This window comes from Leifsonia xyli, from assembly GCA_001647635.1.
In the GTDB taxonomy this organism is placed as follows: domain Bacteria; phylum Actinomycetota; class Actinomycetes; order Actinomycetales; family Microbacteriaceae; genus Leifsonia; species Leifsonia xyli_A.
Genome location: CP014761.1, coordinates 2,694,214 through 2,707,656, shown reverse-complemented (window position 1 = coordinate 2,707,656; position 13,443 = coordinate 2,694,214). Strand labels below are relative to the sequence as shown.

Annotated in this window: 15 protein-coding genes; 3 read left to right on the top strand and 12 right to left on the bottom strand. The window is 69.6% G+C overall.

Going from position 1 to position 13,443, the window contains the following annotated elements; all coding sequences use genetic code 11:
• The first annotated feature begins 64 nt into the window (after positions 1-64).
• Positions 65-730, top strand: a complete 666-nt coding sequence (locus A0130_13375) for a hypothetical protein (protein ID ANF32525.1) — start codon at positions 65-67, stop codon at positions 728-730.
• Positions 673-1,257 carry a hypothetical protein gene (locus A0130_13370; protein ANF32524.1) on the top strand — a complete coding sequence of 195 codons (585 nt, stop codon included), beginning with the start codon at positions 673-675 and terminating at the stop codon, positions 1,255-1,257. The genes A0130_13375 and A0130_13370 overlap by 58 nt, the downstream gene beginning before the upstream one ends.
• 13 nt (positions 1,258-1,270) lie before the next feature.
• Here A0130_13370 and A0130_13365 read toward each other — a convergent pair whose 3' ends face one another.
• The 4 genes from A0130_13365 to A0130_13350 all read right to left on the bottom strand — a co-directional run bounded on the left by A0130_13365 (position 1,271) and on the right by A0130_13350 (position 5,744).
• Positions 1,271-2,581 carry an amine oxidase gene (locus tag A0130_13365; GenBank protein ID ANF32523.1) on the bottom strand — a complete coding sequence of 437 codons (1,311 nt, stop codon included), beginning with the start codon at positions 2,579-2,581 and terminating at the stop codon, positions 1,271-1,273.
• A 9-nt stretch (positions 2,582-2,590) separates the two neighbouring features.
• The gene (locus A0130_13360; GenBank protein ANF32522.1) at positions 2,591-4,051 is read right to left on the bottom strand and encodes a hypothetical protein; all 1,461 of its coding nucleotides are present in this window, start codon (positions 4,049-4,051) and stop codon (positions 2,591-2,593) included.
• Between the two features lies 1 nt (position 4,052).
• Positions 4,053-5,216: a hypothetical protein gene (locus tag A0130_13355; GenBank protein ANF32521.1), complete on the bottom strand. Its 1,164-nt coding sequence runs from the start codon at positions 5,214-5,216 to the stop codon at positions 4,053-4,055.
• 162 nt (positions 5,217-5,378) lie between these two features.
• Complete coding sequence (locus tag A0130_13350; protein ANF32520.1) at positions 5,379-5,744, bottom strand: META domain-containing protein; 366 nt, start codon at positions 5,742-5,744, stop codon at positions 5,379-5,381.
• A 105-nt stretch (positions 5,745-5,849) separates the two neighbouring features.
• On the opposite strand from A0130_13350, the gene A0130_13345 reads away from it, so the two are divergent.
• A complete protein-coding gene (locus A0130_13345) occupies positions 5,850-6,368 on the top strand; it encodes an AsnC family transcriptional regulator (protein ID ANF32519.1) in 519 nt (172 codons plus the stop codon).
• A 10-nt stretch (positions 6,369-6,378) separates the two neighbouring features.
• On the opposite strand, the gene A0130_13340 is transcribed toward A0130_13345, so the two are convergent.
• The 8 genes from A0130_13340 to A0130_13305 are packed head-to-tail and all read right to left on the bottom strand — an operon-like array spanning position 6,379 to position 13,339.
• Positions 6,379-6,867: an AsnC family transcriptional regulator gene (locus tag A0130_13340; GenBank protein ANF33443.1), complete on the bottom strand. Its 489-nt coding sequence runs from the start codon at positions 6,865-6,867 to the stop codon at positions 6,379-6,381.
• A 59-nt stretch (positions 6,868-6,926) separates the two neighbouring features.
• A complete protein-coding gene (locus tag A0130_13335; GenBank protein ANF32518.1) occupies positions 6,927-7,658 on the bottom strand; it encodes a hypothetical protein in 732 nt (243 codons plus the stop codon).
• 38 nt (positions 7,659-7,696) lie between these two features.
• Positions 7,697-8,365, bottom strand: a complete 669-nt coding sequence (locus A0130_13330; protein ID ANF32517.1) for a demethylmenaquinone methyltransferase — start codon at positions 8,363-8,365, stop codon at positions 7,697-7,699.
• 32 nt (positions 8,366-8,397) lie between these two features.
• Entirely contained in the window at positions 8,398-9,192 is a 795-nt protein-coding gene (locus A0130_13325) for a carbon-nitrogen hydrolase (GenBank protein ANF32516.1), read from the bottom strand.
• A 38-nt stretch (positions 9,193-9,230) separates the two neighbouring features.
• Complete coding sequence (locus A0130_13320; GenBank protein ID ANF32515.1) at positions 9,231-10,370, bottom strand: spermidine/putrescine ABC transporter ATP-binding protein; 1,140 nt, start codon at positions 10,368-10,370, stop codon at positions 9,231-9,233.
• A 35-nt stretch (positions 10,371-10,405) separates the two neighbouring features.
• Entirely contained in the window at positions 10,406-11,473 is a 1,068-nt protein-coding gene (locus tag A0130_13315; GenBank protein ID ANF32514.1) for a spermidine/putrecine ABC transporter substrate-binding protein, read from the bottom strand.
• Positions 11,474-11,510: 37 nt separating this feature from the next.
• Positions 11,511-12,344 (bottom strand): ABC transporter permease, encoded by an 834-nt coding sequence (locus tag A0130_13310; protein ID ANF32513.1) that lies wholly within the window; start codon positions 12,342-12,344, stop codon positions 11,511-11,513.
• Positions 12,344-13,339, bottom strand: a complete 996-nt coding sequence (locus A0130_13305) for an ABC transporter permease (protein ANF32512.1) — start codon at positions 13,337-13,339, stop codon at positions 12,344-12,346. The genes A0130_13310 and A0130_13305 overlap by 1 nt, the downstream gene beginning before the upstream one ends.
• Positions 13,340-13,443 lie beyond the last annotated feature (104 nt).

Sequence of the window (13,443 nt, the reverse complement as noted above, 5' to 3'; positions counted from 1 at the left end):
TATTCGGTTGGGCAATGATACCCTTACGTACACGGAAAGCAACAGAAGCCGAGGACGGGACGAGATGGCAGCACCCACGGACGCGACGGCCACCATCTCCGACCGCGCCATCGCGACTCGCAAGCGCATCCTGGAGGCCGCCCGCGCCGAATTCGCCCAGTACGGCTTCGGCGGCGGAAGGATCGACCGGATCGCCGTGGGCGCCGGCGCGAACAAGGAGCGCATCTACGCCTACTTCGGCGACAAGCGCGCCCTCTTCGTCGCCACGATCGCCTCGGTCATCACCGAGGTCGCCGAGACGGTCGGCGGCGACGCGGACGGCATCGTCGACTTCGCGGGACGCGTCTACGACTTCATCGCCGGCCACCCCCAGACGTTGCGTCTGCTCTCCTGGGCGCGCCTCGAGACAGACCCGTGGGAGGAGGCGACCGCACAACTGCGCGGGCTCCCGGTGCCGGAGGAGCTGATCGCGCGGTGGCAGCGCGAAGGCGGCGTCTCGCGGGCGTGGGACCCCCGCGACCTGTATGTCGTCATCTGGGGCCTGTGCGAGGTGTGGCAGCTCGCGCCCTTCCGGGTGGAGGATGCGGACGGCCGCACGGACGCGCGACGACGAGAGCTGGTGCAGTCGATCGTGCGCGTGCTGACCGCGCGGGAGGATCGAGGAGGGACGGGGTGGCCGAACTCGAACGGATCAGCGTCGCCGGCCGCGACGAGCTCCGACGCTGGCTGACGGAGAACGGCGAGTCTTCGCCCGGCGTCTGGCTCGTGTACGAGAAGGGCGCCGGACGGACGCTGAGCTACGACGAGATCGTCGAGGAGGCGCTCTGCGCGGGATGGGTGGACAGCCTGCCCCGGTCTCTCGACGACACTCACGCCATGCTGCGCCTGAACCCGCGCAAGCCCTCGAGCGCCTGGTCGCGCCGCAACAAGGAGCGTGTCGCGTCGTTGCGCGAGCGCGGGCTGATGACCCCCGCGGGCGAGGCCGTGGTGGAGGCCGCCGTCCGCAGCGGACGATGGGCGGCGCTCGACGAGGTGGAGGAGCTGACCGAGCCCCACGACCTGCGGCGAGCGCTCGACGCTGCCCCGGCTGCGCGCGGCAACTGGGACGCGTTCCCACGATCGGCCCGCCGCGCCATCCTGGAGTGGCTGCTCAGTGCGAAGACGGACGCGACGAGGCAGCGGCGCCTGGAGACCATCGTGGCCGAGGCGGAGCAGAACCGCCGCGCGAACCAGTGGCGGCAGCCCAAGCAGAATTGACCGCGCGGACCGGTCAGCGCCGTCGTGCCAGGATGCGCTCGGCGGCACGCCGTCCGGACTCGAGGGCGGCCGTGACCGTGGCGGGGTCGTCCGTCCAGGTGGCCTCGCCCGCGAGCTGCAGGACACCGCCCCCGATGGGTTCGGCGAGGTCGTCGTGGTCCTGGCGCCGTGCGCCGACGGGGAGGTAGGCGTACGAGCCGCACGAGTACGGGTCGAGCTGCCAGCGCGTCACCACGCTGCCGGTCGGTTCCGGCACCGCCGAGCCGAAGACCTCGCGAAGCGCATCCAGCACGTCGCCGATGGTCCGGTCATCCTGCCACGACGCGGTCTGCTCTGCACAGTCGGCCGCGGCGAAGGTCAGTAGGGTCGGCGCGCCGTCCGGGCCGGTGATGTCGTACCAGGAGTGCCACCACGCGGCCGCCGGCCCCTGTCGGCGGATCGCGTAGACGCCCTCCGGCCAGAACCGGTGCGGGAAGCGCAGCACCACCTTCTCGAATCGGTTCATCTCCAGCCGGTCGATCGCACCTGCGACGGGCTCGGGGAGCGGCGGGTCGAAAGAGATGCCACCGGCTTTGAGCACGCCCACCGGGACGGTCACGATCACCTGTGGCGCCGACAGCACAACCGTCCCCGCCGCCACCTCCGCGCCGGCCTCCGACCACGCGACCGACGACACCTCCGAGCCGAGCCGCACATCCACCCCCTCGGCCAGCATCCGCGTGAGCTGGTCGTACCCGTCGGGGAACACGACCTCGTCGCCCTCGATGGCGTCGTCGTCGAGCCCGTGCGCGTCGAGCCGCGCCGCCGAGACACCGTACTGCTCCTCTGCTCGGTGTCCCAGGAACTCCCGCACCCGCTGCGCCCGCTCCGGCGGCCACCGAAGCGCTCCCAGGGCCTGCTCGACCGCCGCCGCGTACGGCACACCGGGCTCGAGCGTCGCGACCAGGCGCTCGAGCGCCGCCGTCGCGGTCGACACGTCGGTGACGAACGCCGCCACCTCGTCCTCGGTGAGCCGTGCCCCGGCCGGCGAGAAGTAGGCGATCGGGCGCCCGCCGGGCTGGTAGCTCCCCACGGTGAACTCGCGCGTGCGGATGCCGGAGGTCTGCACCGCCTCCCACACCGGGTTGTCGGTGATGCCGTGGATCCACGACGCGCCGAGGTCGACCGGCGTCCCGAAGCGTCGGTCGGTCCAGACGCGCCCGCCGATGCGGTCCCGCGCCTCGAGTACGACGACACCGAGCCCCGCTGTCACCAGTCGGGATGCGGCGGCAAGCCCCGCGACGCCCGCGCCGACCACGACCACATCCGTCCGCTCCGAAGTCACACCGCTTTTCTACCGGATGTGCGCCTCTGCGATCTCCACCAGGATCACGGACTGCGGCTCGATCGGCACGTCGAGCTCCAGCGCGCCCGATTCCGATACCTTTTCACCCGCGACCACGCGAGGCTCACCGCGCAGCGTGCGGAGCCGTACCGACACAGGCTGCCCCTTCCAGGGCAGATTCGTCAGCCGGAGGTGCGCCGACTCGACACCGGCGGAGGCCAGCCCGTCCCGCTGAGGGGGCAGGCGGAACGCCATCTCCACATGTTTCGTGCCGTAGGGCACCCGGAAGCGCAGCTCGTCGCTCGCCCGCGGCGCCAGCGCCGACTCCGGGGCGACGAAGTTCGCGATGAGGACGCGTACCGTGTCGCCGTCGCGGCTCGCGGCGGAGGCGAACCCCGACTCGTCGCTCCCCGTCGCATCCAGTCTCCCGCCGGTCATCGCGCGGCCGACCATCGAGAAGGCGACGGCCTGCTCGTCGGAGTCGCCGCCCTCCGTGAAGATCCCGGCCGGATCGACGACGTCGTAGTGCGGGTCGGCGCCGCTGTCGGCACGGAAGAAGATGGCGTAGTCGAGCGGAGCGTCCTGCAGGTAGATCGCCGCAGCAGCCTGGAATGCCGCTCGCTCCTCCGAAGGAGCCGTGCTCGTGGGGATCCCGAGATAGTTCCAGTAGGACAGCATCAGCGCGGTGTCGGCGAAGCCGTGGCTGTCGAGCAGTCCGCGCAGTTCGCGTGCCACCACCGGGAAGTCCATCGGGTCCCGGGTGGCGTCCGCGAACGCGAGGAACGAGAAGAAGTCCAGCGGCAGGCGCCGCTCCCGGATGAACGACAGGAAGTCTTCGCGGAACGGGTTGTCCGCGTTGAGCGGGAACGCCAGGGACGGACCGCCGACGATCAGCTCATCGCCGACCCGTCGGACGGCGGACGCGAAGGCCTCGTACATCTCGAAGAACTGCTCCGGGGTCCCAGAGAAGTGCAGGAGTCCGAAATCCGGCTGATCGCCGAATTCGAACATCCGGATCGGCCGCTCCGGGCCACCGGCCCAGCCGCGTGCGTAGTGGCGGACGATCCCCTCGACAACCCGCCCGTACTTCTCGGGGTCGGCCGCGGGGGCGGTGCCGGAGGGGATCGCGCTGGCGAAGGTGAACAGCACCTCCGCACCGCTGGAGTGGACCGCATCCACCCAGGCGTCGGTGGCGGCGAAGTTATAGCCGGCGGGATCGGCCGGGTCCGCGTCCCAGTCGGGGAAGAGGCTCAGCGGATTGTTCTGCGTGTCCAGCCGCGAGACCCAGTCGTAGGAACGCACCAAAGTCACGCCCGCGTCCTTCCAGAAGGGCGTGACGTCGGGGAAGCCGGGATGCTCGGGCACCGGACCGGGGATGCCGGCCGCGCCCCGCAGAGGTTTCCATTCCCGGGCGGCTCCAGCGTCGACCTCCACCACCCGGACGGTCTGATCGGCTCGTGTCTGCTGCATCTCAGTACCCCTGCGCCAGGAAGCGGTTCGAGAACTCGTTCGCGATCGGCTCGTCGGTGGCCAGATAGTCCAGGCGCCGTTGCAGGGCATCGGGTGTGACCGAATCGAATTCCGCCAGCATCGCCTGCGTGGACAGCTCGTGGATGACGCGCACCCGCGGGAGCCGGCGCGCCATGAAGGCCAGCTGGGCGTCGAGCAGGGACTGGTCCTTCCTCAGTTCCTGGGCGAGGACGACGCCGTCCTCGATGCTCATCGCCGCACCCGAGCCGAGGTACGGGGTCATCGCGTGCACCGCGTCGCCCATGATCATCACCCGGCCGCGGAACCAGGGATACGGAACCCAGGTCAGCGAGTACGGCGAGTAGGCGACATTGTCGGAGTCCAGGATGTGCTCGATGGACTCGGACATGAACTCCGAATCGCCCAGGAGCGCCCGCGCGCGGTCGTACATGATCTGCCTGAACTTCTCGGGGTCGTGCCGGGGGCGACCGGTCTCGGCGACGGTCAACACCATGTACATCTGGCCCCCCGCAAGCGGGGCGAGCACGATCTTGCCGCCGTGCCCCTGGATGAACATGGTGTCGGTCAGGCCGGGAGCGAGTGGCAGAGCGCAGCGCCAGGCCACTCCGCCGGCAGGCGTCGGATCGAACTGGCTGCCGAAGTAGTCGTGGCGGATCTGCGAGTGGATGCCGTCGTACCCGACGACCAGGTCGTAGCGCCGGGTCTCGCCGTCGCTGAAGGCGACGTCCACGCCGTCCGCATCCTGGGTCAACCCCACGACGGTCGTGCCGAGCCGGAGGTCGCAGCCGACCGCGAGCGCTCGGGCGGTCGCCGCCTCCAGATACTCCAGGCGCGGCATGATGATGTTGTGGTCGGGTCGGCCGTCGGTGTGCCCGTAATCCAGATCGCAGACGTGGCGACCCGTGGTGTCGTAGTAGGTGATCCCGGTGGTGACGTTCCCGAAGGCGAGGCACTCGTCGAGAAGCCCGATCTCCTCGATCGCCTTCAAGCCGTTGGGCCGGAGCCCGAAGCCCACGCCCTGCGCGGCGGTCTCGTTCTTGATCTCGATCACGTCGACCTCGGCGCCGGTCTGCGCCAAGGCGATCGCGGCGCTCAGACCGCCGATGCCGGCTCCGACCACCAGGATCTTCTGCGGGTTCCCCATCTGCATTCCTTTACCAGCCTGACCACGGGCGACAGCGCCCGGCCCACCTCGATGTGGGCATCGGCTGTCCTCCAGTCTCACGGGACGGCCACACCCGAGGAATCCGATTTCGCCGATGATGCATATCAGCCTCGCCGATGGACCGGGCGACGCTCGCGCGGCTCAGCGCTTCTGAAGCGTGCCGATCCTCGTGCCGCCCGACCGATAGACGGTGAGCGTGTCCCCGTCGACTTTCGCCGTGTCGGCGAGGTTGAGCCACGGCGTCACCCCCTCGCACGCCTTCAGCGTGGACGCGAAGGGCCCGAACGTGAAGGTGTCCCCGGAGAACGTCCCTTTGCCCGTGAGCGGATTGCACCCGTCGGAGCCTGAGAACGACCCATCCGACCGGATCGTCAGCGACGGTTGCCCGGCCGCGACCTGCCCCCAATCCCCGGCGAAGGAGGATGCGGATGAGGAGCATCCGGAAAGGAGGAGGAGTGCCGTAACGGCAGCGATCGCGAAGCCCGCGCGGGCGGATCGGGTGCTCATGGCCAGACCCTAGTGGAGGGTGCTCCGGCCACACCAGGGCCGAGATCGCCTGACGCCCTACCGGAGTTCACGCCGTAGACTCTCTTCACCGACCCCGGAGCGCCCATGGACATCGACACCATCGACCGCAAGATCATCGATCAACTGCGCATCGACGGGCGCCGGTCGTTCGCGGTCATCGGACGGAACGTCGGCTTGTCCGAGCCGAGCGTCCGCGCGCGCTACCGGAGGCTGTCGAAGGCCGGCATCGTGCAGGTCGTGGGGATGCCGGACGCGCCGAAGCTGGGCGAGATCGAGGTCCACATCGCCATCCGCATCCGCGGGGTGGGCGTCTCGGCGGTCGCCAAGCAGCTCGCCGCGGTTCCCGAGATCAAGTTCGTCGCGAGCGCCGTGGGTGCGTTCGACCTCATCGCCGACCTCCGCTGCGACGACGTCGTCCACCTGTCCACCATCCTGAACGAGCGGGTACGACGGGTGAACGGCGTGCAGCACGTCGAGACGATGACCGTCCTCGAAGTGATGAAGGACTCCTACCTCTGGGCGGGCTTCCGTGAAGACCCGGCCCCCGTCGACGAGGCCATCATCAAGCGCCGGACGCAGCGCGCGCCGCTGCCGAAGCTCTGACAACGCTGCCTCAGTCGGCGACCTGGCCCGCGCTCTGCCCGGCGCTCTGGCCGGACTTGTCGCGCAGTCCCACCCACGAGTAGTCCTTGAACAGCTCCAGCAAGACGAACTGGTCGATCTCCGTCACGCCGGGCACCCGGCGCACGTCGTCGAGGAGGGTGACCAGCTGGTCGAGGTCGCGGCAGGTGGCCTCGACGTAGACGTCGTGGGCGCCGGTGCCGAGGGCGACGTGATTCACCATCGCCATGTCCGCGAGCGCCTTCGCGACCGCGCGCGGTGAATGGCCGGCGACGCCGATCATCAACCGCACCGACTGGTGGCCGAGCGTCAGCGGATTGCAGAGCGCGACGATCTTGAGGATGCCCGACTCCTGCAGGCGCGCCACGCGACCCCGCACCGTCGCCTCGCTCACGTCGAGCTCGGCGCCCAGCTCCGTGAAGGGGCGCCGGCCGTCGCGCATGAGCAGCTCGATGAGCCTGCGGTCGGTGTCGTCGATCATCGAGAGCACCCTAGACGGCGATCCTGGGAGCGGCCGCCCTTACGACCGCTCCTCATTCCTCACGCGACGACCGGCTCGAGGGCGCGGACCGCAGCCACGAGTTCCGCGTTCCCGGCACACGGAGCGCCGTCCTCTCGGGTGAGCCCGTCCTCGAGTCCGACACGCGCCTCGCAGCCGTCCTCGATCGCCGCGCGCACCACGGGCCAGACCGTGCCGTCGAACCCGTGATACAGGATGGGCGCCTCCACACCGGCCGCCCGCAGTGCCGCCGCGATCTCGCGACAGGCTGCGACGGCCTCCGCCGGGTCCTCCACCTCGGGCTCGATGAGGATGCGGACGTTGCGGTGGAGGGTCGGCGACGCCAGCAGCGCCGGTACGTCGGCGAGAGACCAGACCGCGCTCTCCAGTACCATCCCGCGGTCGAGGACGAGCTGCGCGGCCTCGGCCGCACCCTCCTCGCTGAAGGCCACGGAGGCGAAGTCGGGCAGCGCGTCGTCCGGCCAGGCGGCGACGAGCCGCATCCTCTCCTCATGCCCCGAGCACGTCCAGAGACCGGTCGTCGTGCCGATGATCCCGCCCGGAACCGCGGCCCGGAAGGCGCGGACCATCGCACCGACGTGCACCGGGTCGATGGTCTGTCCGCCGTCCGGCGTGCGCGCGTGTGCATGGACGACGTCGGCGCCCGCGGCGCACGCGGCAGCCGACTCCTGGGCGATCTCCTCCGCGGTCAGCGGGACAGCGGGGAACTCGTCGCGAGTCCTCCCTCCGTTGATGGCGGCTTTGAGGAGCATGGGGTCCTTTCGGTGTGGTGGTTCGGGGATGCGGGGGGTCAGGAGACGAAACCGGCGATGGTGGCGCTCGCGCCGGTGAGGTCGCCGAGGCGCGCTCCGTCGCGGAGGGCCTGGACGAGCTCCGGCTCCTCCGCATCGTCGGCGAGCGCCACGTCGATGAGCGCCTCCAGCACCGCGGGCGGCGCGAACAGCACGCCGTTGACGTCGGCGAGCACGACATCCCCGGGTTGCACCACGACCCCGCCGCAGACGACCGGGATGTTGAGGCCGCCCGCGTCGATGTCGTGCAGCTTCGTGGTGAGCATGCTCAGCCCGCGCGCGTAGACGGGTAGCCCGAGCGGCGCGATCTCATCGAGGTCGGTGGCGCTGCCATCCACGATCGCGCCCGCGGCGCCCCGGAACGAGAGCGCCGACGCGACGACCTCCCCCAGCGGCGCGTGCCGGAGGTCGCCACCCGTGTCCACGACGATCACGTCACCGGCCTCCACGAGCCCCGCGGCATGGTGGAGCATCGTCGAGTCCGTGGACGTGGTGCGGACCGTCACCGCGCGTCCGACCACCCGGGTCGACCCGGTGAGGCGCGAGATGCCGGGGTCGGCGAAGCCCTCCTCCAGGTAGTGGCCGAGCGTCGGGAACGACACCCGCCCGAGCTTCTCCAGCAGGACGCGGTCGAGTGCAGGCGGGGTGGGGCCGATGCGGATGGGCACAGTGGTCTCCTCGTGTGGCGGTGCGGGGCGGGTCAGAGGCTGATGGAGGTGTTGAGCCGGCGGTTCTCGAGCACCGGGAGCACAGCGCGCACCTCGTCGGTGCGCTGCTGCGAGACGGTCGCGACCGCGAGGCCGTAGGTCTCCCCGCCCAGGGCGGAGCGGACGACGCCGAACGGGTCCACGACCATGCTCTGGCCGATGCAGTCCGGGGATGCGGAGCCGGCCCCCACGAGCCACGTCGTCGACTCGATGGCCCGCGCGCGCAGGAGCGTCCGCCAGTGGTCCTCCTTCATCGGGCCGGAGACCCACGCGGCGGAGACCGAGATCAGGTCGGCGCCCTGATCGATCAGGTTGCGCGTGAGCTCCGGGAAGCGGAGGTCGTAGCAGTTGACCAGACCGACGGACGCGCCGGCGAGTTCGACCACGACGGGATTGGCGTCGCCGGGGGTGACGTAGTCGGACTCCCGGTACGCGAAGGCGTCGTAGAGGTGGAGCTTCCGGTAGCGAGCCAGCTCACTGCCGCGCTCGTCGATCGCGACGATCGTGTTGTACGGACGGTCTCCGTCCGTCCCCTCGTAACCCGCAGCGATGATCGCCATGCCGTGGCGCTCGGCCAGGCCGCTGACGAACTCCACGAACCCCGGCCATTCGGCGCGCGCGATCTCGCCCAGCGGCACATCCACGCCGTCGGCCAGGAGCATGGCCTCCTCGGGCAGGACGAGCAGATCGACGTTCTCCGACGCGGCCTCCTCCACGAGCGTCTCGATCGTGCGGCGGTTGACGGCGAGATCCGTGGTGGGAGCGAGTTGGCCTGCGGCGACCTTCATGGCGGTCCTTTCGTGGGTCTGTTCGGAGAGCGTCGGGGTCACGCGGCGAGGACGCGCGCGTCGTCCGGCTGCCAGGAGACGGTGACCGGGTCGCCCGGGAGCAGGCGGGTGAGCGCGTCGTCCTCGCGGCGGCTCGGACGGGTCACGACGAGTTCGCGGCCCTGGTCGGCGCGGACGATGTACCGCCACTCGTCACCCAGGAAGACCGCGTCGAGGAGGGTCGCGGGGTGCGCCGGGGACCTGCCGTCCACGCCCCCCGGCCGCAGTTCGACCCGCTCGGGACGGACGGCCACGGTGACGTTCGCGCCGGGGCCGGCGGCACCGGGTGCGGCCGCCACGGTTCCGAGCCCCGCCACCTCGACGGTCGCCCCGGCGGGCGTGCCGTGATAGACGGCGTCGAAGAGGTTGCACGTGCCGATGAATCCGGCGACGAAACGGTTCGCGGGACGGTCGTAGATCTCGCGCGGCGCATCCACCTGCTGGACGCGGCCCTCCGACATCACGGCGATGCGGTCGGACATCGTGAGCGCCTCCTCCTGGTCGTGCGTGACGTAGACGAAGGTGATGCCGACCTCGCGCTGCATGCGCTTCAGCTCGACCTGCATCTCCTTGCGGAGCTGCTGGTCGAGGGCCCCGAGCGGCTCGTCGAGCAGGACGACCGCAGGACGCGAGACCACGGCCCGGGCGAGCGCGACGCGCTGCCGTTGTCCGCCCGAGAGCTCGCTCGGCTTTCGGTCGGCGAACCGTTCCATGTGCACCAGGGCGAGCGCGGCGTCGACCGCGGACTCCCGGTCCGGGAACCGCTTCCGGCCGCGGACCTTCAGCTCGAACCCGATGTTGTCGCGTACCGAGAGGTGCGGGAACAGCGCGTAGCTCTGGAAGAGCATGTTCAGGTCACGCTTACGGGTGGGGAGGGACTCCACCGACCGGCCCGCCAGCTCGATCGAACCGCCGGTGGGCGTCTCGAAACCGGCGATCATCCGCATCAGCGTGGTCTTGCCGCATCCCGAAGGGCCGAGGATCGAGAAGAACTCGTTGTCCCCGATCGTCAGTTCCACGGGCTGGACGACGGTGTTGCTGCCGAACGTCTTGGTGACGCCGGTGAGGCGGATGGCCGGGGGCTGCGCGCCGGTCGTGTCCTGGACGACGGGCGGTGCCGAGCTGGCGGGCGTGGTCATGGTGTCCTCCTCGCGTGTTCCGTGATCGATCGTGCCTAGGACGCCTTGACCTTGGTCCAGCCCTGCTGGAACCACGCGAGCGCCTTGCCCGGGTCGACGATGAACTCGCTCTTCGCGAGCTGCTCGTCGGTCGGGTACACGGCGACGTTCTCGAGGAGGGCTTTGTCCGTGATCTTCGCCTTCGCGGCCTCGTTCGCAGAGGCGCTGCCGCCGTCGTTCGTGGCCATGGCCGCGATCTCGGGCTTGAGGGTGAAGTTGAGCCACTTGTAGGCGGCGTCGGAGTGCGGGGCGTCCTTCGCGATGGAGAAACCGTCGACCCAGAGCGTGCCGCCCTCCTTGGGGATGACGAACTTCACGTCGGGGTTCGCCGCGGTGACCTTGGCGATGCCGCTGCCGCCGTACGCCTCGGCCACGCAGGCGTCACCGGAGGCCAGCAGGTCGGCGTAGTTTGAGGAGTTGTAGCCGGCGAGCAGCGGCTTCTGGTCGAGGAGCGCCTGGGTGCCCTTCTCGATGTCCTTCTCGCTGGTCGTCGTGGCCTTGAGCCCCTTGTACTGCAGGGCGGGGATGTACGCGCTCAGCATGTTGTCGAGCATGTAGATCTTGCCCTTGTAGGCCGGGTCCCAGAGCGCGTCCCAGCTGTCCACGGCCTTGCCGGTGCACTTCTGGTTGTACGCGAGACCGGTGGTGCCCCAGATCCACGGGACGCTGTACTCGTTGCCCTTGTCGTAGCTGGGGTCGGCGAACTTCTTGCCGAGGTTGTCGAGGCCGGTGATCTTCGAGTGGTCGAGCTTCTGCACGAGCTCCTGGCCGACCAGCTGCTGGACGGCGTACTGGCTGGGCTCGACGATGTCGTAGCCGGAGCCGCCGGCAGCGAGCTTGGAGATCATCGTCTCGTTGGCGTCGAACGTGTCGACGGTGACCTTGATCCCGGTCTCCTTCTCGAAGGCCGAGATCACCGTCTTCGGGATCTCGTCGGCCCACGCGTAGATGTTGAGCTGGGTGGAGGCGCTTCCTGTGGAGGAACCGCCGGAGCCGGAGGAGCACGCGGTCAGGCCGAGGGCGGCCACGGCTGCGACAGCGACGAGTGCTGTGGTGCGTTTCATGGGTCTTCTCCCGTTCATCAGGGGTGCGGGGGGTGGGCTAGCGGGTGGGGGTGGAGGTGGTGCTGGTGTCGGGCGGTGCTGCGGCGGTGGTGCCGGATGGGCTCGCCAGGATGCGTCGCATCTGTTGGATGCCGACGGAGAGGACGATGACGAAGGTCAGGACGATCAGCAGAGTCCCGAGGGCGTTGAGCTCTGGGGTGAGCCCGGATTTCAGCAGCGAGTAGACCCGCAGCGGCATGGTGGTGGATCCGACGCCGCTGACGAAGGTCGAGATCACGATGTTGCCGAGCGAGACCGTGAAGGCGAGGAGCCAGGACGCGAGGATGGACGACCGCAGCAGCGGGAACAGCACTCGCGTGAAGGTCTGCCACGGCGTGCAGCCGAGGTCGGCCGCCGCCTCGATGAGGCTGGGATCGAGGGTGCGGAACGCCCCGATCAGGATGAGGGTCGTCAGCGGCAGCGTGATGATCATGTGCCCGAGGACGAGGGTGAGGATGCCGAGGGGGATGTGGAGGAAGCTGAACACGCTGAGCAGCGCCACGCCGAGCACGATCTCGGGAACGATCAGCGGCAGGGCGATCGCACCGAGGATCGCGGCGGAGCCCCGGAAGGGGAACCGCACCATCCCGATGGCGGCCAGAAGCCCGATCACGGTCGCGACCGACGCGGCGAGCACGCCCACGATCACGCTGATCCCGAGGGTCTGCAGCAGGGCGCCGTCGCCGAAGAGCTGGCCGTACCACTCCAGGGTGAAGCCCTTCCACTGGTAGCCGCCGGACGCCGAATTGAACGAGTACACGATCACGGCGACGATCGGGATGTAGAGGAAGACCAAGACGATGCGGGCGATCCACGAGGTGACGCGATCCATCAGGCGACCCTCTTCCGTCCGCGGCGGGCGATGAGGCCCGCGACCGCCATTGCGACCAGCATGAGCACCAGGAGCACCATCGAGACGGCCGCCCCCATCGGCTGGTTGCGGAACTCCGTGTACAGCGTGACGATCAGGTTGCCGACCAGCTGGTCCTTGCCTCCGCCCAGGAGGACCGGGATGACGAAGACGCCGAGCGTCGGAACGAACGTGAGCATCGCCGCGGCGACGATCCCGGTGCTGCTCAGCGGCACGAGCACACGGAAGTGGGTCTGCCACCAGCCGCAGCCGAGGTCCGCGGCCGCCTCCTTCACCGACGGGTCGATCGCCCGCATGCTGGCGTAGATGGGGAAGATCGCCGTGGGCAGGAAGGCGTAGAGCAGTCCCATGATCACCGCGCCCTGGCTGGGGATGAGCGACAGACTGCCGGTGTCCACGCCGAGAGCGCCGAGGAGGCCGTACACCGGGCCGCCGCGGCCGAGCACTGAGATCCAGGCGAAGGTGCGCACCAGGAAGTCCGTCCAGAACGGGACGATGATCAGCAGCAACAGGAGCGACTGACGGTGCGGCGGCCGCGAGACGATGTAGTACGAGACGATGTAGCCGATCACCAGGCAGACGATGGTGTTGATCGCGGCCATGCCGAGGCTGTAGCCGAGCACCTTCCCGTACGCGGGATCGAACAGCTGCGCGTAGTTGGCGAAGGTGAAGCCTCCGGTGATCCCGCCGTACAGGTTGCTCTCGGCGAAGGAGTTCCGGGCGACGATCACGATCGGGATGATCGCGAGTCCAAGCACCGCGACGATCGCCGGCGCCATCAGCAGGAGACCGATCGAGGCCTTCCGTCGGGAGCCGCGCGTTCCGCCGCGTCGTCGGGCGGACGGCGCGGCGGCGACAGGCGGACGGTCGGCGTCAGGTTCGGCGCGGACGATGGTCTCTGTCGTCACGTCGGTCCTCCTCTGGGCGGGGTCTCGGGGGCTGCGGGGTTGTTCCATTGTTGGTGTCCTGTTCACCCGGCCGATACGCGAGGTGCCTTCGCAATCAGTGGCGTACTCGTTACATGCTTTCGCGAATCGCAGCGGCCCAGAGCCGGTGTCGG